Origin of the sequence: Listeria weihenstephanensis (assembly GCF_003534205.1) — a bacterium.
Taxonomy (GTDB): Bacteria; Bacillota; Bacilli; order Lactobacillales; family Listeriaceae; genus Listeria_A; species Listeria_A weihenstephanensis.
Genome location: NZ_CP011102.1, coordinates 647,469 through 667,144, shown reverse-complemented (window position 1 = coordinate 667,144; position 19,676 = coordinate 647,469). Strand labels below are relative to the sequence as shown.

The 19,676-nt window shown below is 40.3% G+C and carries 24 protein-coding genes and 1 tRNA gene; 6 read left to right on the top strand and 19 right to left on the bottom strand.

Features of this window, described 5'->3' with window-relative positions; all coding sequences use genetic code 11:
• Positions 1-4 precede the first annotated feature (4 nt).
• The 5 genes from UE46_RS03240 to UE46_RS03220 all read right to left on the bottom strand — a co-directional run bounded on the left by UE46_RS03240 (position 5) and on the right by UE46_RS03220 (position 5,742).
• Positions 5-2,209 (bottom strand): MMPL family transporter, encoded by a 2,205-nt coding sequence (locus UE46_RS03240; protein ID WP_036063549.1) that lies wholly within the window; start codon positions 2,207-2,209, stop codon positions 5-7.
• 93 nt (positions 2,210-2,302) lie between these two features.
• Complete coding sequence (locus UE46_RS03235; RefSeq protein ID WP_036063552.1) at positions 2,303-2,905, bottom strand: TetR/AcrR family transcriptional regulator; 603 nt, start codon at positions 2,903-2,905, stop codon at positions 2,303-2,305.
• 67 nt (positions 2,906-2,972) lie between these two features.
• Positions 2,973-3,839 carry a UV DNA damage repair endonuclease UvsE gene (gene uvsE, locus UE46_RS03230; protein WP_036063555.1) on the bottom strand — a complete coding sequence of 289 codons (867 nt, stop codon included), beginning with the start codon at positions 3,837-3,839 and terminating at the stop codon, positions 2,973-2,975.
• Positions 3,840-3,906: 67 nt separating this feature from the next.
• Positions 3,907-4,314, bottom strand: coding sequence for a DUF4944 domain-containing protein (locus UE46_RS03225; protein ID WP_036063557.1), 408 nt, complete (start codon positions 4,312-4,314; stop codon positions 3,907-3,909).
• 240 nt (positions 4,315-4,554) lie between these two features.
• A complete protein-coding gene (locus tag UE46_RS03220; protein WP_233230977.1) occupies positions 4,555-5,742 on the bottom strand; it encodes a hypothetical protein in 1,188 nt (395 codons plus the stop codon).
• A gap of 452 nt (positions 5,743-6,194) precedes the next feature.
• Between UE46_RS03220 and UE46_RS16450 the strand changes: the two genes are divergently transcribed.
• The gene (locus UE46_RS16450) at positions 6,195-6,395 is read left to right on the top strand and encodes a putative zinc ribbon protein (RefSeq protein ID WP_077912575.1); all 201 of its coding nucleotides are present in this window, start codon (positions 6,195-6,197) and stop codon (positions 6,393-6,395) included.
• A gap of 111 nt (positions 6,396-6,506) precedes the next feature.
• Here UE46_RS16450 and UE46_RS03210 read toward each other — a convergent pair whose 3' ends face one another.
• Both UE46_RS03210 and UE46_RS16235 read right to left on the bottom strand, forming a co-directional pair.
• On the bottom strand, positions 6,507-7,049 hold the full coding sequence (locus UE46_RS03210; protein ID WP_036062062.1) for a GNAT family N-acetyltransferase: 543 nt from the start codon (positions 7,047-7,049) through the stop codon (positions 6,507-6,509).
• 11 nt (positions 7,050-7,060) lie between these two features.
• A complete protein-coding gene (locus tag UE46_RS16235) occupies positions 7,061-7,225 on the bottom strand; it encodes a hypothetical protein (protein WP_159103113.1) in 165 nt (54 codons plus the stop codon).
• 150 nt (positions 7,226-7,375) lie between these two features.
• Between UE46_RS16235 and UE46_RS16230 the strand changes: the two genes are divergently transcribed.
• Genes UE46_RS16230 through UE46_RS16220 form a run of 3 tightly spaced genes read left to right on the top strand, consistent with a single transcriptional unit; the run spans position 7,376 to position 8,473 of the window.
• Positions 7,376-7,576: a hypothetical protein gene (locus UE46_RS16230; protein WP_233230976.1), complete on the top strand. Its 201-nt coding sequence runs from the start codon at positions 7,376-7,378 to the stop codon at positions 7,574-7,576.
• Positions 7,573-7,830, top strand: coding sequence for a phage integrase SAM-like domain-containing protein (locus UE46_RS16225; protein ID WP_233230975.1), 258 nt, complete (start codon positions 7,573-7,575; stop codon positions 7,828-7,830). The genes UE46_RS16230 and UE46_RS16225 overlap by 4 nt, the downstream gene beginning before the upstream one ends.
• Positions 7,831-7,867: 37 nt before the next feature.
• Positions 7,868-8,473, top strand: coding sequence for a site-specific integrase (locus UE46_RS16220; RefSeq protein WP_233230974.1), 606 nt, complete (start codon positions 7,868-7,870; stop codon positions 8,471-8,473).
• A gap of 150 nt (positions 8,474-8,623) precedes the next feature.
• Here the strand turns inward: UE46_RS16220 and UE46_RS03200 are convergent.
• Positions 8,624-8,695: transfer RNA gene (locus tag UE46_RS03200), tRNA-Arg, on the bottom strand.
• Positions 8,696-8,898: 203 nt separating this feature from the next.
• Between UE46_RS03200 and clpP the strand changes: the two genes are divergently transcribed.
• The gene (gene clpP / locus UE46_RS03195) at positions 8,899-9,492 is read left to right on the top strand and encodes an ATP-dependent Clp endopeptidase proteolytic subunit ClpP (RefSeq protein ID WP_036062063.1); all 594 of its coding nucleotides are present in this window, start codon (positions 8,899-8,901) and stop codon (positions 9,490-9,492) included.
• A 54-nt stretch (positions 9,493-9,546) separates the two neighbouring features.
• On the opposite strand, the gene UE46_RS03190 is transcribed toward clpP, so the two are convergent.
• The 6 genes from UE46_RS03190 to UE46_RS16445 form a co-directional block, all read right to left on the bottom strand.
• Positions 9,547-10,296, bottom strand: a complete 750-nt coding sequence (locus UE46_RS03190; protein ID WP_036062064.1) for a LytR/AlgR family response regulator transcription factor — start codon at positions 10,294-10,296, stop codon at positions 9,547-9,549.
• 18 nt (positions 10,297-10,314) lie between these two features.
• Positions 10,315-11,361 carry a sensor histidine kinase gene (locus UE46_RS03185; protein ID WP_051493008.1) on the bottom strand — a complete coding sequence of 349 codons (1,047 nt, stop codon included), beginning with the start codon at positions 11,359-11,361 and terminating at the stop codon, positions 10,315-10,317.
• A 301-nt stretch (positions 11,362-11,662) separates the two neighbouring features.
• Positions 11,663-11,824, bottom strand: a complete 162-nt coding sequence (locus UE46_RS03180) for a cyclic lactone autoinducer peptide (RefSeq protein WP_077912572.1) — start codon at positions 11,822-11,824, stop codon at positions 11,663-11,665.
• On the bottom strand, positions 11,811-12,413 hold the full coding sequence (locus UE46_RS03175) for an accessory gene regulator B family protein (RefSeq protein ID WP_051493009.1): 603 nt from the start codon (positions 12,411-12,413) through the stop codon (positions 11,811-11,813). Before UE46_RS03175 ends, UE46_RS03180 begins: the two co-directional genes overlap by 14 nt.
• A gap of 14 nt (positions 12,414-12,427) precedes the next feature.
• Complete coding sequence (locus UE46_RS03170; RefSeq protein ID WP_036062066.1) at positions 12,428-13,006, bottom strand: hypothetical protein; 579 nt, start codon at positions 13,004-13,006, stop codon at positions 12,428-12,430.
• Between the two features lie 242 nt (positions 13,007-13,248).
• A complete protein-coding gene (locus UE46_RS16445; protein ID WP_257791172.1) occupies positions 13,249-13,497 on the bottom strand; it encodes a LytTR family DNA-binding domain-containing protein in 249 nt (82 codons plus the stop codon).
• Positions 13,498-13,860: 363 nt separating this feature from the next.
• Here UE46_RS16445 and UE46_RS03160 point away from each other — a divergent pair, with 363 nt between their 5' ends.
• The gene (locus UE46_RS03160) at positions 13,861-14,535 is read left to right on the top strand and encodes a hypothetical protein (protein ID WP_118907386.1); all 675 of its coding nucleotides are present in this window, start codon (positions 13,861-13,863) and stop codon (positions 14,533-14,535) included.
• Between the two features lie 91 nt (positions 14,536-14,626).
• On the opposite strand, the gene UE46_RS03155 is transcribed toward UE46_RS03160, so the two are convergent.
• The 5 genes from UE46_RS03155 to rapZ all read right to left on the bottom strand — a co-directional run bounded on the left by UE46_RS03155 (position 14,627) and on the right by rapZ (position 19,277).
• Positions 14,627-15,319: a LytR/AlgR family response regulator transcription factor gene (locus UE46_RS03155; RefSeq protein ID WP_036062067.1), complete on the bottom strand. Its 693-nt coding sequence runs from the start codon at positions 15,317-15,319 to the stop codon at positions 14,627-14,629.
• Positions 15,320-15,410: 91 nt separating this feature from the next.
• Entirely contained in the window at positions 15,411-16,427 is a 1,017-nt protein-coding gene (namA, locus tag UE46_RS03150) for an NADPH dehydrogenase NamA (protein ID WP_036062068.1), read from the bottom strand.
• Positions 16,428-16,459: 32 nt separating this feature from the next.
• Positions 16,460-17,428 carry a DNA-binding protein WhiA gene (gene whiA, locus UE46_RS03145; protein ID WP_036062069.1) on the bottom strand — a complete coding sequence of 323 codons (969 nt, stop codon included), beginning with the start codon at positions 17,426-17,428 and terminating at the stop codon, positions 16,460-16,462.
• Positions 17,429-17,434: 6 nt separating this feature from the next.
• A complete protein-coding gene (locus UE46_RS03140) occupies positions 17,435-18,400 on the bottom strand; it encodes a gluconeogenesis factor YvcK family protein (RefSeq protein WP_036062070.1) in 966 nt (321 codons plus the stop codon).
• A gap of 1 nt (position 18,401) precedes the next feature.
• Positions 18,402-19,277 carry an RNase adapter RapZ gene (gene rapZ, locus UE46_RS03135; protein WP_036062071.1) on the bottom strand — a complete coding sequence of 292 codons (876 nt, stop codon included), beginning with the start codon at positions 19,275-19,277 and terminating at the stop codon, positions 18,402-18,404.
• Positions 19,278-19,676 lie beyond the last annotated feature (399 nt).

Genomic DNA, 19,676 nt, shown 5'->3' with positions numbered 1-19,676 from the left:
CCTATTATCTTTCTTTGTTGTGTCCTTTACCTGGCCAGAATGCCCATTTGCCGAAAAGCATTGTAATTGCGGGCACTAAGAACGGGCGAACAATGAACGTGTCCAGTAGTACGCCGATTGCTGTGATTAGGCCGAATTGGACGAGTAGTTGAATCGGAAGGGTTGTTAAAACAGCGAATGTCCCTGCCAAAATTAAACCTGCCGATGTAATCACGCCACCCGTTTGTCCTACGCCTTCTGCAATCGCCTCGTGTAGTGGCAATTCCCGGCTCTTTTTCCAGATGCTTGAGATCATGAATATATTGTAATCCTCACCGAGCGCCACGATAAAGACGAACGCATAAATCGGTATCAGCCCTGCAATCGCCTCAACTCCCATGACGTAATGGATAATCAGCCAACCAAGACCTAGTGCACTGAAGAAGGAAAGCAATACCGTCGCTACTAAGTAAACCATCGCTGTTACCGAACGCAAGTAAACGAGTAGTAGCAATGCGATCAGGCCTATAACGAGCGGAATAATCAACTCTTCATCTTGCTTAGTCACAGCCCGCGAATCATATTGTGTCGCCGTTTGACCAGCGATCCAGACGTTATCTTTTGAAAGCCCTGCGTCACTAAGTGTCGTTTCTGCCGTATCCCGAATATCTGGAACGCGGTCCATCGCCGCATTGCTGTAAGGGTTATCGGCAAGCTCAATCGTAAACATCGTATAGTCAGGATTTTTCGCACTCGGAATGCCTACAGAAACACTCGCAACACCGTCCGTTTCCTGTAAATTAGTACGTAAATCCGTTTTTTCACCATCCGTTTTCACGATCAAGTTCATCGGAGCTAGCTTGCCCGCACCGAAATGATCGCTAATTAAAGTGAAGCCCTCACGCGATGGCATGTCTTTAGGAAACGTCGAAAGCGTGTCATACGTGTACTTGACCTGCGTTGCAAAAAGAGCGCATCCACCAAGAATCAAGAGTGTAATCACGAAAGTTTTGATCGGGTGATGTGCTGAAATTTCACCAACACGGTGCCAAAAACGGTTTTCCCGATGTACTTTCACAGGTTTGCCTTTTTTCGCAGCATGTTCCTTCGCCATTTCCTCTGTGCGCGGTACGAATGGCCAGAATGAAACCCGACCAAAAATGCCGAGTAGCGCGGGAACTAGCGTCAAGGAGGAGATCATCATAATCAAAATCGATAAACTAAACGGTACCGCAAAATTATGAATCGAGCCGTATTTGGCAACGAGCAAAATAAGTAACGCCGCCATGACCGTGAAACCGCTAAGCGCAATCGCCCCCGCCGTGTTACTAAAAGCTTTTTTGAATGCCGTGTAGCGATTCGTATCATGATGAAGCTGACTGCGGAACCTAGCGATCAGGAACAAACAATAATCCGTCCCAGCCCCAAATAACAGCACCGTCATGATCGAAAGCCCTTGCGACCCGTACGTAATAATGCCCTCCTTACCGAGCAACGCAATAATCGGCGTCACCGCTAAGTAAGCAAAGCCAACCGCGATCAGCGGAATAAACGCCAAAATCGGCGATCGATAAATCACGAGTAGGAATATCAAAACAAGCATGACCGTCCCAATCAGAAGCGACACATCCGCGTCACTAAACAGCTCCGTCGCATCCACGCTAATCCCCGCAGGTCCTGTCGTGCGCGCCGTCAACGTGTCCTTGCTGCTCACTTTCTGATCAAACGGCTTATCCGCAAAAATTCCGTTCGCCGTTTTTTCCAACTCCTCAAAACTCGTTTTCAGTTCATCCGAAGTCGCCGCCGAATCCATTAAAACCGTCTGAATAAACGTCGTGCCATCCTTTGAAACCTGCTGCTTTACAACAGGTAACGGCATTTTATCATAAGGAACCACCGTTTTCTGATGGTCCACGGGGTTTTGCTGTAACTCCTTAGAAAATTTCTGAATCTGCGCTAAATCCATATTCGTTAGCCCAGTGCTCCGGTACCACGTAATGAGCGCTGGCGTGCCTTCCCCACTCGGAAACTGCTGATCCATCACTTTTTGCGCAACAACAGAAGGTTCCGAAGCCGCTAAATCAGGCGCCGCGTCATCTTTATAATCCGCCGATTTCGGCAAAAACACCTGCAACGCAATGACGATCAAAATCCAAACGGCCAGCGTTATCCAGCGTCCCCGCTTACCCCCAACCGCGTTCGCAATTTTACCAAAAATATTATGACTCATCTCATCTTCCCCCTTATTTTTCACTTATCAGTCGATCAATATTTTCGTTTATCGGTCGATAAATATTTATTTATAAAAAAAGAGACACTCTAATTATACCTCTTTTTTACAAATTCCAAACATCATAAAATCAATCAATTCATCCAAGCGGTCCGACATCGAACCTTGGCGAAACGGGCTATCACTCGCAAAAATCGGACTAATCGTCGACAAACAATAACGCGCCGCCGTCTCACTCGTCACTCCATCACGCAACATCCCTTGATCCGAAATCGTCTTAAAAACCCGATTAAAAGGCTCTAAATAAGTCGTTTGCCAAAGCTGAAACATCAAAAACTGATTTTCCTTGCTCAACTCGTTCAATATATCATGAATCATCATTAAAATATTCGTCGGATGGTTCTCGATCAGCATCATTAACATCGCTTTCAACTGAACTTGTGGCGTACTATTCGCCTTTTCAATCGGAATCATATCCGCCTGAATCTCAATCGTCAACTGCCTGACAACCTCAACATAAAGCGTTTCTTTATCCTTAAAATGATGGTAAATCCCTGGCTGCGTCATTTGGCACCGCGCCGCAATATCACGCGTTGAAACCGACCTGTAGCCCTTCTCCATGAATAGATCACGAGCAGTAGCTAAAATCTTATTTCGAGTAAAAATCAATTCCTCCGCACGCGTCCTCTTCGTCATTGCAACTCGCCTCCATCGCTCATTACTCATCATTTTATCACGACTTAGCCTATCAGTAAACCTCTATTCACAGCTCTTCCCTCAATGCCAAAACCGACTGCTCCTTACGCTTCGCCTCAAACATAATATCCGCATCACGCCCAGCAAGCAACCCGATCAACCGATCAAAATCCTCCTTATGAATCAAATCATGATGCGACCGATCCGTACTTCCCGTTTTCCCAGAACTAATATGCATTTTTGGCGTCGTTTCCCACGTTTTAAAGACATCCGACACAATTTGCGCCACATCCGCATTTTCCTCATGATTACAAATATGATGATGGATATCAAAACAAACCGTGGCACCCGTTGCCCGAGCGATTCCTAAAACATCATTCGCCGTATACGTCTTATCATCATTTTCCAACCGCAATAAGCGCTTAATATCCTCTGATAAGCCGTTATATTTCCGAATAAAGCGCTCACTTGCCGTTTTCTTATCCCCATAAGCACCACCAATATGCAAAATCATATCCGTACCCCCGACCAAATCCAGCAACTGCTGATGATACGTAAGCTCCGCAATCGCCTTCTCCACAACATCCGCGCGCGGCGAATTAATAATCGTGTACTGCCCAGGATGCATCGACAACCGCATATCATGAAGCTCCCGCAACCGACCAATCTCAGCCGTCAACGCCAGAATATCCGCATCACGCTGCCAATCCCACGTCATAATCGGATGCGACGCAAAAGGAATAAGATCACTCGACATCCGGAAAAAGAAAATCCCATGCTCGATATTCCACTCCAAAACCCGGATAACCTCCGCCAAATTATGTACCGCAATCTCCTTCACCTTGCCCAGCCCCTGCTCCTCGACCGTCCGCAATCTACAAGTCCTGAACTTCGAAGGCATCGACATATTAATACACGCATATCCTAATTTCATGCTCCCACCTCTTTCGCAATCCATCATAGCAAAAAAGCAACGATTATTCTTGTAAAAAGCTTTTTCATCAATCTCTGCTCAACGTTAACTCCTCAGAAAATTCCTTCTTACCGATTTCGCCAAAAATGACTATCTTTATTTTAGTATCTCCCTCTACATCTTGCTGAAATTCTGCAAAAGGTAATCCATCATAATATTTACGGTTTATTTCCGATGAGTCAATTTTCTCCCCATTGAAAAAAGTCTCAATCCGATCGATATATATCCTTTTCTTCTCACTTGAATCCCCAAACCAATTTACTGTACCTGAATACATATCGTTAGCCGAGTTTCTTGATATACCAAACTTGGCGCTCCACTCCTTACTATGCCCATCCCATTTATAATTAGAACTTCCAAAACTTAATTTGTACACAAAATACCCACCTACACAAATAAATAAAATTATGATGACTACCCAGATTCTCTTATTCATATGTCCACCACCTCCCGTCAAATTAAGATTACAGCAAAAGCAATAAAAATGCGAGCGTTTTCAAATCATTTAAAGTAAGCAATATTAGCCACAAAAAAACTGCCTGAAACAACGGCTTCTGAAAACCTTTTACAATTCCCAAAACGTTGACACCAAGCAGTTTCAATTTTAACTAATAGTATTTAATACAACAGCGTTAAGCCAATATCTGTTTTAGAAAAACCCGAGTAAAACCTCCACCTAATGTATAAAACCCGCCAAAACACTCGTAACCACCACCGACAAAATAGTCACCGTCGAAAAACCAGCAACAATCATTTTCGGTAATATCTCGCCTTCAATCGCCGCGATTTCATCCTTGTTTTCACCAGCACTTTTCGCGGCCTCCTGACTCAAAATCATCGTTCCAGGAAAACCATAGAGCGTTGTTAACCCAATCGCCATCGACATCGCCATACTATACCCAAGAAGTTTTCCCAAAACAGCTGAAAAAACGACACTTCCTGTAACCCCAATGGCAAACGCGATACAAAGAGGCCCAATCAGCGCAATTAAATCGTCCACAGAAGACGTAGCGAGCGGCCCAAAAATAATGAGCAGAATCCCAATCATCATCAGCCCATACGCATCAATACCAGTCAAAATGTTCGGTTTCAGAATACCAAATGCACGAAGTAAGATACCGAGCAACAACGCCACAACAAATTGGTTCAGAATCCCATTCGTAATATCAGCAATAAACCCAGCCAACATGACCACCGCACCGACTACAAACAAAGTCCCCGCCGTCGTTTGAAACGCTTGCGGCAAGATCGTTCCCGGTTCCTTACTCGTCTCTTTTTCGACCGGCGCCTTCACTTTCAACTTGCCCGACCGATATTCTCCCCGCAGACGATGCGCCTCTTTCCGCAAAATAACCGACGTCAGCGGATACCCAATCAAGCCCTGAAAAGCCGAAATCAAAACAGCAAAAACAGCAACCAACACCAATCCAGATGCCAGAGCCGCTTCTTGAATAATGATAACTGCAACCGTCGTACCACTAATCGCCCCGATTGCCGAAATGATGAAGTTTTGATCCAAAAATAAAGAACCAATCGTAAAAAGAAAAACAATAATGCCGAGTATAGCCGAAACACCGATAAGAACCGTTCTCCACTGCTTTTTCAGTTCATCAATACTAATCATCGTCCCTATGTGAACAATCAGCATGCCAATAACCGTCTGACCCAGCGCCAGTAAAGACGAACTAGTCAACAAATCTTCGGGAAATAGATTCGTTTTAAACCCGACAATAAAAATAATCGCCGCCACAAGTAAAGAAGAAATAAGCGACTTCGTTTTCTTAGCCACAAAATCACCAATAGTCCAAATAAGCATGATAATCGTAAAAGCTGTCACCGGATTCATATAAATCCCCCATCTCATTAAATTATTCCACCCGACATATTATCCCGCGTAATATCCTCGTGTTCCTGCCCGTTTTTATTATGTTCATTATCAAACAAATTAGTGGGAATGTTCTGAAATTTAAAGATATCCATAATTGCTGTCACGTGAATTGTAGCATAAAATATAGTAATTTATCAAATGTAAATCACGGTGAATTGGGCATAAAAACAACCGCATGAATGAACCAGTATTGAAATTTCCTACAATTCACAATAGGTTACTATCATGCGGTTCTGAATCTGAGTAACGATATCTTTCGAATTTTTTAATGTTTATATCCACCAGTATCTCGAAGTTATCGCCACAGAAAAATTAGAGCACCTATCTTTTCTCAAATTAGTATGAGACTTCGGCTATACATTGTTCTTCTTATGCTATTCAACATTTAAATGATTAATTTTATTTAACTAACAAGGAGGCTTCCTACAATATACTGTCCTAATTGTGGTACAAAATTATCTGGTGAGAAGTTCTGCCCTAGCTGTGGGACTAATATAGTTTATCCCGCTAGCACTCAAAGTAAACTTGAAGGTTTCGGAAAAGATTTACAAGGTATTGGCTGCGGTTGTATGAGCTTAATATTTTTGATAATCTTAATGGTCTTTCTTTTCAACGCATGTACTTCATAACTAAATAAACCCCAGCAAGCCCACCGCCAAATGTGCTTCTGCGGCCCTTTAACCGAACGTGTGCACTGTTTTAAGGATATTAAAAAACCGCCATGATTGACGGTTAAAACTTTATGTATCCAATAGGATATCTTCAATTTCAGAAAGAGGTATTGCCATGAACAAATCACCATCTTGATTTCTAGACGTAGGTGTTTCAAACCCCATCTTTTTATAGAAATTAACGGCTTTCGCTTTGGCGTCTACAGTCATGACATTAACACCAATAAAACGTGAAATCTCGACCCATACCATTTTAAATACTTGCTTCATAAGCGCGGTTCCGATGCCTTGATTTTGGTAGTCTTTATGGATAGCGAAGTATGAAAGATGAACGCAAGGATAGATAGTAACATGCTTCCCTTTACGATGTTTCTCTTTTTTGAAAAATTTTTTTATCTCCGTTTGGGAAGCTGACAAAGTAAAAAAGCCAACTATCATGTGCTCGGATTTCAGTACCCATGTCCGCCCACAGTCGGCTTTATCATAATTCATTGCCTCATCTTTTAAAAAATCATTTAGTAATTCATTATCACAATCAAATTGATCTAATTCTCTTTTTATATTAACGTAATTGCTCAATGGTTGGATATAAGTTTCCTGTCCCGATGTCATCCCTACACTCCTTAGAACTTAACTTTGATATCAATAGCGTTTTTCATACGCTCTCTTGTTTCTTTAATCTGTTGCGCTCTTTGCGGAGTTTTTCTTCCAGACAAAACTTTTTCAGCTCTTTTATATTCTGTATCGTTCAAACTAAAACTTTTAGATTTAGGTGTTAAAATAGCCAAATTAATCAACTCCTTGTTATTTACTATAGATAATTATAGTATACCCTACCATTGGCAGAGTGTAAACGATAAATTACTTGCATTTCATTTAAAAAAGTTAAAAGCTTGCATTCCATTTACAAAAAAACATATTTAAAGGAGCGTAAAAACATGAAAATAACCAAAAAAACTAATGGCGATTACACTATTCGTCTACGTATAAAAGTAAATGGCGAATGGAAAGAAAAACGATTAACCGATTCTGATAAAGACAATTTAATTTATCGCGCATCAAAATTAAAAAAGAAACGAAACAAGAAGATTTTTCAGCAAAGAAATGGAAAATTGGTGAATTCTATGAACTTTATATGAGTACCTACAAAGATAACAAAGTTAGTCGTTCTACAGAGATCTTATATGAATTAGCTTATGAACAATTTATTGATTTTTTTGGCGATATCCTACTTGATTCCATTGATGCAGTCAAATACCAACGCTTCATCAATTACCTAGGAGAGGATTACGCCCTAGCCACTGTGGACACTAGACACCGTGAAATTAGAGCTATTTACAATAAAGCAGTAGAATTAGGATACGCACGAAAAAAAACACGAAAGGGACTGTAATGAGCGGAGAAGATGTTGCTAAAAATAAAAAAAGTTCATGGAAACGGATAAAGTAGAACTATTAGTTCAAGAACTACAAAAAAAGAACTCCACTTCTCGTGGAGTAATACTGTTAGCTATTAGAACCGGAATGAGATTCGAAGAAATAATAGCACTGACTAATACGGATATTAATTTCAAGAATCAAACGATCGCTGTTACAAAAGCTTGGGATTATAAATTTACGCATAATTTCATTGATACAAAGACAAAGAAATCTCGTACAATTTTCATGGATACATTGACAAGTAAGATGGTTAAAGAATATATAATGTGGCATAGTGAAAACGTCGATAACTCTAACAATACATTCGGTTTGTTGTTCAATAGAACTGGAACACATCGCCCAATATCTAACACTGGCGTGAATAAGGAATTAAAGAAGCTATGCAAGATTATTGAAAGCGACGAATTAACACTTCATAAACTACGACATACGCACACGGGCCTGTGTGTTGAAGCTGGAATGGATATTATTTATGTTGCAGATAGGTTAGGGCATGAAGACATTAATACAACATTGAAATATTACAGCCATTTAAGCGAAAGTTTAAAAAACAACAACAAAACGAAGCTTGATTCATTCTTCGCTGCTAAAAGCTAACATCTTGCCACAAATAACGCCACAAATGCCACAAATTTTTAGATATTATAGGACACTATAGGGTACAAAAAGAAAGTTTCGTTAATCCCAAAACCGCTCGTACAAAGCGATTTATAGCCATTTTCATTGCATTTCCGAAATTACTTCAAGTGCCCTCGATAGGAATCGAACCTATATTTCGAGCTTCGGAGGCTCACGTGCTATCCGTTGCACCACGAGGACGAATTTTTACTACACTCACAATCAATAATTATATCGGAAAACTCCCAATTATACAAGCTTTATCTTACATGAATATTTCATTCGAGCCTTTCGTTTGACCTAGTTTGACCAATCGTGTAATATAGAAGCATCAAGTAAGAAATAAAAGGCAAGAAAGTCGTGCTTTTTAATTGAAATATACTTAAAACAGGAGGCGTTTTATTATGAATTTAATTCCAACAGTAATCGAGCAAACTAGCCGTGGGGAACGCGCGTATGACATCTATTCCCGTTTACTTAAAGATCGGATTATTATGCTAGGGAGCGCGATTGATGATAACGTAGCGAACTCGATCGTTTCACAATTACTATTCCTCGATGCGCAAGACCCTGAGAAAGATATTTTCCTTTACATCAACTCTCCAGGCGGAAGTATTTCTGCTGGGATGGCGATTTACGACACAATGAACTTCGTGAAAGCGGACGTTCAAACAATTGCGATGGGTATGGCGGCTTCAATGGGATCATTCCTACTTACAGCTGGCGCGGACGGCAAACGTTTCGCACTTCCAAATGCTGAAATTATGATTCACCAACCACTCGGCGGCGCACAAGGTCAAGCAACTGAGATCGAAATCGCAGCTCGTCACATTCTAAAAATCAAAGAACGCATGAACACAATCATGGCAGAGCGCACAGGTCAACCAATCGAAGTTATTTCACGCGACACAGATCGCGACAACTTCATGACTGCAAGCGAAGCCAAAGAATACGGCCTAATCGATGATATCGTTGTAAACAAAGCCGGATTAAAATAAACACAAAGAAATCCCGTATTAGCTCTCAACATAACGAGTTAATACGGGATTTTTCTATGTACGTTTTTTTATGAACTCACGCAACTCTTTTCCCAAACGAGTAGCAAGCGTGCAAATCTCTCCATTTACAACCGTAATCGTGCCTTTCGAATAATTGATCGATTCAATTTTATCCGTATTCAAAATAAACGACCGATGCGTCCTGAAAAACCGCTCGTCTAATTTCTCGTCTAAGCCCTTCATTCTTCCATAAAATTCAATTTGGCGATCCTTTGCATGCAAAATAATCCGCCGTGCCTTCGCCGAAGTTTCCAAAAATAGGATATCATCATAGAGCTCATGAATAACCTTCTCTTCTAGTTTCATCGTGAAGTATTTCCCAACATCCTTACGTTCCCTGCCAACCCGTTCTTCCACGCTTTTCATACAATCAAAAATCCGATTCCGCACGTTCTCGAAATCGTCCTTAATAATATAGTCCATGGCTTCCACTTTGTAAGTAAAAGTCAAATAACTCAGTTCCGCGTGCGTTGTGATGAAAACGATAAACCCTCTAGGATCATATTCTCGAATCTTCTGCGCCAAAGCCAAACCATCTAGCCTCGGATGCTTCAAGTCTACATCTAAAAAGTAAAGAGCCATACCTTCGCCACTAAATTGGACGTAAGATAAAAGTTCTTCAGGATCACCTGTGGATAAAGCAAGTTCCATATCAAAATTCTCAATCATAATGTAATTTTCGACATATTTGACAATCTGATTTCGTTGATTACTCTCGTCTTCACAGATAAAGACCTCTATCATCTCCTCACCCTCTCCAAGTTAGCCTATTTCCAATTCCTGTACAAAGCCTTGCTGCGTTATCTTCGTCTCTAGAGATACATTCGGATATTTCTTTAACGTTTTCTTCAAAGTCGACAACCCAATTCCGCGATTCTCACCCTTCGTTGAAAAACCTTCCTCAAAAAACTGATGCACAGCTGGCGCATCGTCTGGTAAACTATTAGCAAAAATGAGTACAATCGCTTCTTTTTTCTGAATAATTGCAACGCGTATCGTTGGATCATCCGTATCAACAACAGCCTCAATCGCGTTATCGAGCAAAATCCCCACCGCACGACATAAATCAATACTGTCCATGTTAACATTCTTAATCATTTTGAAAATTTCTACTTGCGCATCCACACCCAACTCCTGAGCACGAATCATCTTCGTTGCAAACAATCCCTTCAATTCAACAACTTCTAGATTATGTAACGTCGCAAGCTTCGAAATGTTCACTTCCATATCCGAATTCATCGGTATAACCTTCGTCCTAAAATAAACACTCAACCCGTCCATATCCTCATCCGTGATGAAACCATTGATTCCCGAAAGCATATTCACATAATCATGCCTGAAAACCCGCATATCTTTTTGAAGGGCTTCGAGTGCACCAACATATTCGCGAAGTTGTTTCATTTGGAGCGCTTGAGCTTCGACTTTGGCGTTTTTGACAGCTCCTTGAATCACAATAAATAACACCACAAGCATTATCAAGGTATATATTATAAATACTATCGCATTTGCTCTCAAACTTTGTTGAGAAAATCCTGTTTTTTCGCTTTGCCAAATAAAGAAGTAAAACACACCAATTGTTACAGAACTGATTATTAAAATTAATAAAAGAAATTTCCCTTGAAAAATAACTCTTTTATTTATTCTACCTAGAATAATATCCATAATTTTAAAGATAGTACTAGCATAAATTAAGAGCAACACCCCATAAAGTAGCAGCTGATCTTTGTAAGTAGCACCTAATGTTTGGCCTGCTAATGCATCAGAAATCACTAAAATAATAAATGTCCCTGTTGTTGCAATTAATGACAACTTTATGCTCTTAGTTTTGAGAAAAAGAGCAATCCCAGATACAAGTATCATAAACGGGACAGAGAAGTACATAAAGTTGATAAAAACAAAATAAGCTCCTATAGATAGTCCAATGGTAAGTAGCGTAGTCAATTTCCATGAAAATCTGACACGCCCCAGTACTTGAACTCCTATAATTAAACAAAATACTTGTATAGCATTAAGTAAAAATGATATCATATGCCCTCCCATAAAATGAAATAGAGTACTCAAACTAAATTATAGTCTAAAATACTCTATTTTACAAATGCAATAAGTCTATTTAGTTATTTTTTCCTAATAACTGCTTAGGTATCTCAGGCTCATATAAGTGAAGTACACACGATTTATTAACAGATTTTTCCGCAAATTTAACTATTTTATCTTCTGCAAAAATAGCCATCCGTTTTTTCATACTTATAGAACCAAATTTATTCTTTTTCATAGTTATTATATCTCCTTCTTAGTAATTTATAACTCCATGGATGAATCATGATTGTCTGAATCAACGCTCCATATAATAAACAAATTTTCACCTCTGTCCACGGTAGCAATAAAACAAATATTATAACAATCATTGTGTTGAATATAGATTTAACCCTCAATTTGTGTCTTTTTTGTGCGTTAAAAAGCGGCATATTCTCTGTATCGGAAGGAGAATATAACGAAATATTCAGTAAAATAAATGCACTACTAAAAATAATAAGTGAATTAGACAAGACAACACCCTGAAATACATATGGAATTACAGCAAATACTATCAGGCTCATGAAAGTGCATCCCACACTTGTCCTAGCATGTAATCCAAAAGAATGTCTTCTAACAAAGAGATAAGCCATATGAACTAATAACGATTCAAAAAAAACTCCTAGAATTATCGCTAACAAGTATACGGTAATCCCCTTCGTCACGTTCACTAAAAATATTTCTACGCCATATTTTACAATGGCAAACCTATCTTCATCAACTTCCCTGTCGCGGAAAATCGTTCTGGTAATCTTTGCTGCCATATTGGGGACGGTCAAACTAAACATTCCAATTCGCCTCCCTATTCACCGAGTGCTAATTCCCAGACAGAAACTAGCGATATTTCACTAGCTCTGTCCGAATTAACAAACTCTGCAATTTCTACCCTATCATGTGGTATTTCATTCTCATTCAATGTTTTCTCTATGTTACGTGTTACCATTCCGTCTTGAGAAAGAAGATGGCTCTTCCCTCTCAACGACTTGCTGTAAAGTGCCTCATCCCGATAAACAATCATGTACAGCTTGTCGCGATTAAGTCCTACCATAAATCGGTTATCACTGATCCCAACATGGCCTGTGATAGTATCCAAAAAATATATGTAACCACGGTATGTAATTAGCATCTTATATTTTGGATAATTTCCTGCTACTGGAAATTGATCTAAAATGTAGTCTTTTCTATTTATATATTCACGATCAAGCTTTGAAAATACTGCTAACATAAGACAGTCCCACTTCGAATCCTCACTACTACGGTCTACTAAATTAATTTTAGCCAAGACTGGACTAAAAAATTGTAAATCATGCACGATTTCCTTTTGGAAAAATAAGCAAGGTTGTGTGCTAGCCATTTTTGCTTGAACAATCGGTTTCATCATGCCCTGATCTACTCCTTTCAGCATCGAATAATGTGATTCAAACGGCTCATCTCGGTAAGCCTTATTTCCATAAACCTATTATACGATAGAAACACTGCTTTTTTCTGATTTGGTCGTGAATGTCGGTTTTTCGTTCGTAAACGCAAAAAAGGGGGTGTTTTTGCGTTACATATATAACTTTTATTGGTTTTAGGTATAATAAAGAAGGATAGAAAACTAGAACTCCTTCCAAATTTCTATCCCTAATTTTCTTTTTTTAAGCCTTTTATTTTTCTGGTTGAAACCATACATTTCTCACCGTTGATCATGTGGACTAAATTTTTATTTGTATCCACTTCTAAAATATGATCTTTATTGACTAGAAATGCGCGATGTGTTCTGTAAAATCGATCATCTAGTTTGGATTCCATATCTTTTAGTTTGCCGTAAAATTCAATTTGGCGATTTCGCCCATGCAGAATAACCTTATGGGCACGCGGAGATGTTTCTATAACTAATTTTTCTTTACAGATTTTCTGATAACAATCGTGAGAATAGCTATGACAATAACAAACACAGCAACCATTGTTATTGGTATATATTGACCCATTAATTCATAACCTCCTGTTTAAACTCTTCTATCGTCAACCACAAAATTGATTCCATTCATTTGGCTACTAGTCCAATATATTCTTTCTGCCTCATAGCTAGTAACCAAAAAACTCTGAAACAGAATTATTATTTTTAGTTGAATGCTGAGCGCACTTCCTATCAGCATTAATTAACGCGCTTTCATTTTATCATCTTTTGTGATATGGTACACTGAATGGCCTTGAAACACTAAACTCATCGTTTTGGCTAAGGAGGAACTAACTATGAAAAAAATCGTAATAGCAAGCAGCCTATTATTACTCTTTGTATCTGGATGCTCAATGAATGGCGCTAATAAAACTGTGGAAGGAAACAATAAGAGCCCCCAACAGGCTCAAACAACAAAGATTGACGAAAAAGTTACGGACGACAGATCAATCATTTCATTCCACGGAAAATACTCTTCCCTTGCATCTGATCTGGATGAATTAGAAAATACCTCACCAATTGTTGTTGAAGTCATTAAAAATGATGAAGAACAGACCGTAAAAAAAGAAAGTGACAAAAATACATTACCTACTGAATTTTATACGCTCAGTGGTGTTACTATAACCGACATACAAAAGGATGAGAGTAGTACTCTAAAAGAAGGCGACAAAATTAAAGTTCTAGAGGATGTAGCTACAAATGTTCCCATTGAGGGAAAAGCCAGAACTTTGACTGTGGATAATTACAAAAAAATGGAGACAGGAAAAGCTTACTACCTCTACCTTAGGGACAGTACTTCGGGAGATAACTATGTTTTAACTAATGCCTTTTTGAGCAAGTACCCGACAAAGGAAGAACCAAAAAGTAAACTGTTCTTAGCCGAGAATAATTTGACTGAAAACATAGAAGAAACCGATCATCAAGATTTGTATGAGGACTTGTACACAGAAATTTTGCATGGTAATGAATAGGCTTTTATTCTTCTTGTTGAAACCGTGCATTTTCACCATAGAAAATACGGATTTATATACATACTTCTACGCGAACATTTTACAGCGATTTTTAAAGAGATTTAGGAATATTTAATTGTTCGCCATTAGTCAAGTTAATAATTCCTTTACTCGCATCTACTGACTTAATGTAATCCTGATTTACGATTACAGAACGGCTTATCTTAATAAAATGATCATTCAATTGTGGCTCTATCTCCTTTAATCTACCGTAGAATTCAATATGCCTATTCCTACTAGATAGCAGTAAACGACGAGGTTCAAGTGCTGCTGTAATGTATAAAATATCTTTTAAAGCTTCATAGCGAAATTTAGAACCATCCGCTATTGCTAGGTATTTTTTTACTTTTTTGCTTTTTTGAAAGCATTCAATAAGCCATGAAGCAATTTTTCTATAGTCGTATTTCATAATGTAATTCGTTACTTTCCCTCTCAAGGCCTCTAATTCTAAGGGAGACGCTGTATACATGATAAAGCCTCTGGGGTAGTCCATTTTGATAGCATTAGCTAATTCTAAAAAGTGCTTATATGTGGAGTCTAAAATACATATTCCAGGCCGATTCTTTTTCCGAACAGTCTCCAGTAAGTCGACGGGGTCTCCTGTTGCCAATACCACCCGCATTTCTAATTGTTCTGTTTCAATAAAATTTTCAATATACGCGACCATATTATTTCGTAGCTCAGTATCTTGTTCGTGGATATAGATAGGAATCTTTGCTTGAGGCTCTTCACGTAATAAAATCATGTCTTTAGCTCCCTTTATCTATTTTATACATATTAAGCAGGCAAAAAACAAGCATCCCAATCAATCTGGAATGCGTGTCTTCTCTATCTCGTTACCAACCACCACGCGAATACTGCTCAGGCGGAGTCACTTCTCCACGAACATCCTTCGCAGCTGTTCTAGCCCAATACGGGTCACGCAACAACTCGCGTCCTAAGAAAATCAGATCTGCGCGTTCGTTTTGCAAAATTTCTTCTGCTTGAACGCCTGTCGTAATTAGACCTACTGCGCCTGTTGCGATTCCTGCGCCAGTGCGGATTTTTTCAGCGAATGGAACTTGATATCCTGGAAATACTTTTGGAACAGTGTTTACTAGCGCGCCACTGCTGACATCTAGTAAATTCGCGCCGTCTGCTTTCATCCATTTGGCGAATGGGATATAATCATCTACAGTCAAGCCGCCATGTGCATAATCTGTTGCCGAAATACGAACGAAAAGAGGACCGTCCCATACTTCGCGGACTGCTTTAATCACGTCGCCCAATACGCGGTAACGGTTCCCTGCTGGGCCGCCGTATTCATCGTCGCGCAAGTTCGAGATTGGCGATAAAAACTCATGCAATAAATAGCCGTGTGCCGCGTGAATTTCGATAACGTCAAAACCTGCTTCTTTTGCACGGAATGCTGCCTTTTTAAAATCAGCAACAACTTCTTCTATTTCAGCCGCCGTTAGTTCGTGCGGTTTTTTGCTTTCATCATCAAATGCTACAGCGCTTGGTGCAACTGGATCTACGTCTAAAACTGCTTTTCGACCTGCGTGTGCCAATTGAATTCCGATAGCTGCTTCGTGGTAATGAACGCCATCCACAATTCGTTTTAACGCTGGAATTTGTTCGTCATTCCATAATCCTAGATCGCCGTGGGAAATCCGGCCGACCGCTTGAACCGCAGTTGCTTCTAGTACGATGAGGCCAACTTGACCTGCTGCACGGGAAACGTAATGTGCGAAATGGAAATCATTTGCCACTCCATCGTCTGTTTCAACGGAATACATACACATTGGGGACATCGCAAGGCGGTTTTTCAGAGTAAGATTTTTAATTTTATACGTAGAAAACAATTTTGACATGGTTTGATCGCATCCTTTTCGTTTTTCTTTTTTTATTTAGATGGTACTCTCAAGCCGAGCTGTGATGGAGATTCGCCGCTTCGCAATTGGTCCGCGATTTGGTCGAGTTTCCGCAGTCGGTGGTTGATACCAGACTTACTAATTGGGCCGCTGGATAGCATTTCGCCAAGTTCTTGTAGCGTGACATCTTCGTGTGTCATACGTAATTCAGCGATCTCGCGCAATTTCCCTGGGAGTGCTTCCAAGCCAACTGCCGCCGAGATAAACTTGATATTGTCGATTTGGCGCACTGCCGCGTTGATCGTTTTATTCAAATTCGCAGTCTCGCAATTCACGAGCCGATTGACCGAATTCCGCATATCGCGCATGATCCGCACATCTTCAAAATGAAGTAACGCACCTGTTGCGCCAATAATATTTAGGAATTCTGTAATTTTCTCAGCTTCCTTCAAATACGTGATGTAGCCGTTTCTGCGTTCCAGCGTCCGCGCATTGAGTTTGAAGCTATTCATCAATTGGCAAATCGCCTCATTATGCTCGTCATATACCGAATTAATCTCCAAATGATACGAAGATGTTTCTGGATTATTAACCGAACCGCTCGCTAGAAAAGCCCCACGAAGGTAGGCTCGGCGTGCATTCTTTGTTTTGATTAACGCCGGATTAATCGCATTTTGAAAAACGCCATCATTTAGAATCGCTAAGTCAGCCAGGATCTCTTTCGTCTTGGCTTTCAATCGTACAATATAGACGTTATTTTTCTTTAATTTCATTTTTTTGCGTACAAGTAACTCGATCGGCACTTGATATAATTCTTTTAAAAGACGGTACATTCGGCGCGCAATCGCTGCATTTTCGGTCTGAACATCCACAACCATCATCTGGTTAGAGAAAGAGACAGCGCCGTTCATGCGGATAAAAGCTGACAGTTCTACTTTTGCGTCCGTTTTTGTAATGTCTAAATTGGTTAATTCTTTCTTTGTTTCCGAGGCAAAGGACATAGACCCTCATTCCTTTTCTTTCAAATTCATCAGAATCTGTAATAATGTATTCGTCACTTTATCCGCAGCGTGCCTTACTAATCCGCCTTCTGTCGTGAGCAAATCGCCTGCAATGACGTTAATATTCAGCGCATGATCCTTCTCAAAATTCTGCTCGACTTGCATAACATCATCAGGGAACATCAAATGTCGCGGCACTTCCGCCGTATTAATCATCATCGCGTCGATAATCGGCCGCCCCACATGGTTCAAAATAACCTGCGCATGATCTGCATCCGTGAAGAAATCCGTTTCCCCGACCTGCGTCAAAATGTTGCAGATATACACCTTGTAAGCCTTACTTTCAAAAATCGCATCCTGCAAATCCTGCACCAGCAAACTCGGCAAAATACTCGTGTACAGACTTCCCGGCCCAAGCACAATCAAATCCGCATCATGAATCGCCTCAATCGCGGCCGGCAAAGCCTTCACATCATCCGGCGTAATAAACACGCGGTCAATCGGCTGGCCCTGCATTGGAATCACCGACTCCCCTTGCACAAGCGAACCATCCTCCATAATCGCATTCAAAATTAGCGGCCGATCCGTTGCTGGAATCACTTTCCCCCGAATCCGCATCGCCTTGCTAAGCACTTCAATTGCCTCCACGTAACTATCATTCAACTGCGATAACGCCGTCAAAATCAGATTTCCAATCACGTGTCCCGACAAATCACCCTCCACTTTAAAACGATATTGCATCAAAGCTTCCATCCGCGGATCCGTATTCGACAGCGCCACCATCACGTTCCGAATATCACCAGGCGGCAATACATCCATTTGCTCGCGAATCTTGCCCGAACTCCCGCCATCATCAGCAACCGTGACAATCGCAGTCAAATCAATAGGTTGTTTTTTCAAGCCTCGCAGTATGACCGGCAAACCTGTCCCGCCGCCAATCACGACCACTTTCGGCTTTTCCGTCGCAGTCATCTCAGTTTCCCTTTCTACGTTTCATATCCCGATGCGAAATTTGTGTTTCATATTTCGTTTTCAAATTATTACCAACGTACTCAGAAAGCGCCACAGACCGGTGTTGCCCGCCCGTACAGCCAATCGCAATGACAAGTTGCGTCTTCCCTTCACGCTTATAATACGGCAATGTAAACAAGACCATATCCATCAATTTATTCAAGAAAGTCTCCGTCTCCGGCCATTTCATCACATAATTATACACATCTTTATCCAGTCCAGTCAGCGGACGCATCTTATCAATATAATGCGGATTCGGCAAGAAACGCACATCAAACACTAAGTCCGCATCAATCGGCAAACCATATTTAAACCCAAACGACATCACCTGCACGTTAAAAACTTCCCGATCACTCGTCTGAAACTCATTATTCATCCGTTCCCGAAGCTCACGCGGCGCCAATGTCGACGTATTAATCACGAGTTGCGAACGCCCCTTCAAGTCCTCCAACAACTCTCGCTCCTGCTTAATGCCCTCCAAAACAGAACCATTCGGCTCAAGCGGGTGATGACGTCTCGTCTCCTTATAACGCGATACCAAAACCTGATCATCCGCATCTAAAAACAGCATTTTCGTCGTAATAAATGACGTATTATCTAACTCATCCAACGCCGGCTGAATCGAATCGAAAAATTCACGTCCACGCAAATCCATTACAAGCGCAATTTTATTCATTTTTCCAGATTCCTTCATCAATTCCCAGAACTTCGGCAATAGACTCGGTGGTAAATTATCCACACAAAAATATCCTAAATCCTCTAAAGATTGCATTGCGACAGTCTTTCCTGCCCCACTCATCCCCGTAATAATAACTAATTGCAAATGATTCGTCGCCATCACTAGCCCAACCTTTCCTATCTCAAAAAAGTAGTCCCATTATGCAAATTGACGCTACTTTCTTCTATACTAATACACAAACCCATTCTAACATATTCAAACCCAAAAACCTAACAAAGTAAATCAGCCGGGCGTTTCATTTCCCTTTTCTAAATGGTCACAAAATATACACAACCTCTTTCCATTTTGCGGAAGTACTGTGTTTTTTAGTCGGTTCGACCATGATATTATATAGAAGTGGTAAGGGCACAGCACATTAAACAGACGGGAATCACCACAGGACGCAATAAGCAGAATAGATTGAAGGAGGAAATAAGCAATAAGCTCGTAACTATCTTTCACTTACATGCCAGTCACAAAAAGATTAAAAATTCAAAAAAAATTTTATGGAGGAATTAA

Coding starts and splice junctions, on each gene's coding strand:
- UE46_RS03170 (WP_036062066.1), bottom strand. CDS start 13,006: ATGATGAAACCGATTGTTCAAGCAAAAATGGCTAGCACACAACCTTGC.
- whiA (WP_036062069.1), bottom strand. CDS start 17,428: ATGTCCTTTGCCTCGGAAACAAAGAAAGAATTAACCAATTTAGACATT.
- UE46_RS03225 (WP_036063557.1), bottom strand. CDS start 4,314: ATGAATAAGAGAATCTGGGTAGTCATCATAATTTTATTTATTTGTGTA.
- UE46_RS16225 (WP_233230975.1), top strand. CDS start 7,573: ATGAGTACCTACAAAGATAACAAAGTTAGTCGTTCTACAGAGATCTTA.
- UE46_RS03160 (WP_118907386.1), top strand. CDS start 13,861: ATGAAAAAAATCGTAATAGCAAGCAGCCTATTATTACTCTTTGTATCT.
- UE46_RS16220 (WP_233230974.1), top strand. CDS start 7,868: ATGGAAACGGATAAAGTAGAACTATTAGTTCAAGAACTACAAAAAAAG.
- UE46_RS03155 (WP_036062067.1), bottom strand. CDS start 15,319: ATGATTTTATTACGTGAAGAGCCTCAAGCAAAGATTCCTATCTATATC.
- UE46_RS03240 (WP_036063549.1), bottom strand. CDS start 2,209: ATGAGTCATAATATTTTTGGTAAAATTGCGAACGCGGTTGGGGGTAAG.
- clpP (WP_036062063.1), top strand. CDS start 8,899: ATGAATTTAATTCCAACAGTAATCGAGCAAACTAGCCGTGGGGAACGC.
- UE46_RS03140 (WP_036062070.1), bottom strand. CDS start 18,400: ATGACTGCGACGGAAAAGCCGAAAGTGGTCGTGATTGGCGGCGGGACA.
- UE46_RS16230 (WP_233230976.1), top strand. CDS start 7,376: ATGAAAATAACCAAAAAAACTAATGGCGATTACACTATTCGTCTACGT.
- rapZ (WP_036062071.1), bottom strand. CDS start 19,277: ATGGCGACGAATCATTTGCAATTAGTTATTATTACGGGGATGAGTGGG.
- UE46_RS03175 (WP_051493009.1), bottom strand. CDS start 12,413: ATGTTTAGTTTGACCGTCCCCAATATGGCAGCAAAGATTACCAGAACG.
- UE46_RS03235 (WP_036063552.1), bottom strand. CDS start 2,905: ATGACGAAGAGGACGCGTGCGGAGGAATTGATTTTTACTCGAAATAAG.
- UE46_RS03190 (WP_036062064.1), bottom strand. CDS start 10,296: ATGATAGAGGTCTTTATCTGTGAAGACGAGAGTAATCAACGAAATCAG.
- namA (WP_036062068.1), bottom strand. CDS start 16,427: ATGTCAAAATTGTTTTCTACGTATAAAATTAAAAATCTTACTCTGAAA.
- UE46_RS03180 (WP_077912572.1), bottom strand. CDS start 11,824: ATGAAAAAGAATAAATTTGGTTCTATAAGTATGAAAAAACGGATGGCT.
- UE46_RS03210 (WP_036062062.1), bottom strand. CDS start 7,049: ATGACATCGGGACAGGAAACTTATATCCAACCATTGAGCAATTACGTT.
- UE46_RS03220 (WP_233230977.1), bottom strand. CDS start 5,742: ATGAGATGGGGGATTTATATGAATCCGGTGACAGCTTTTACGATTATC.
- uvsE (WP_036063555.1), bottom strand. CDS start 3,839: ATGAAATTAGGATATGCGTGTATTAATATGTCGATGCCTTCGAAGTTC.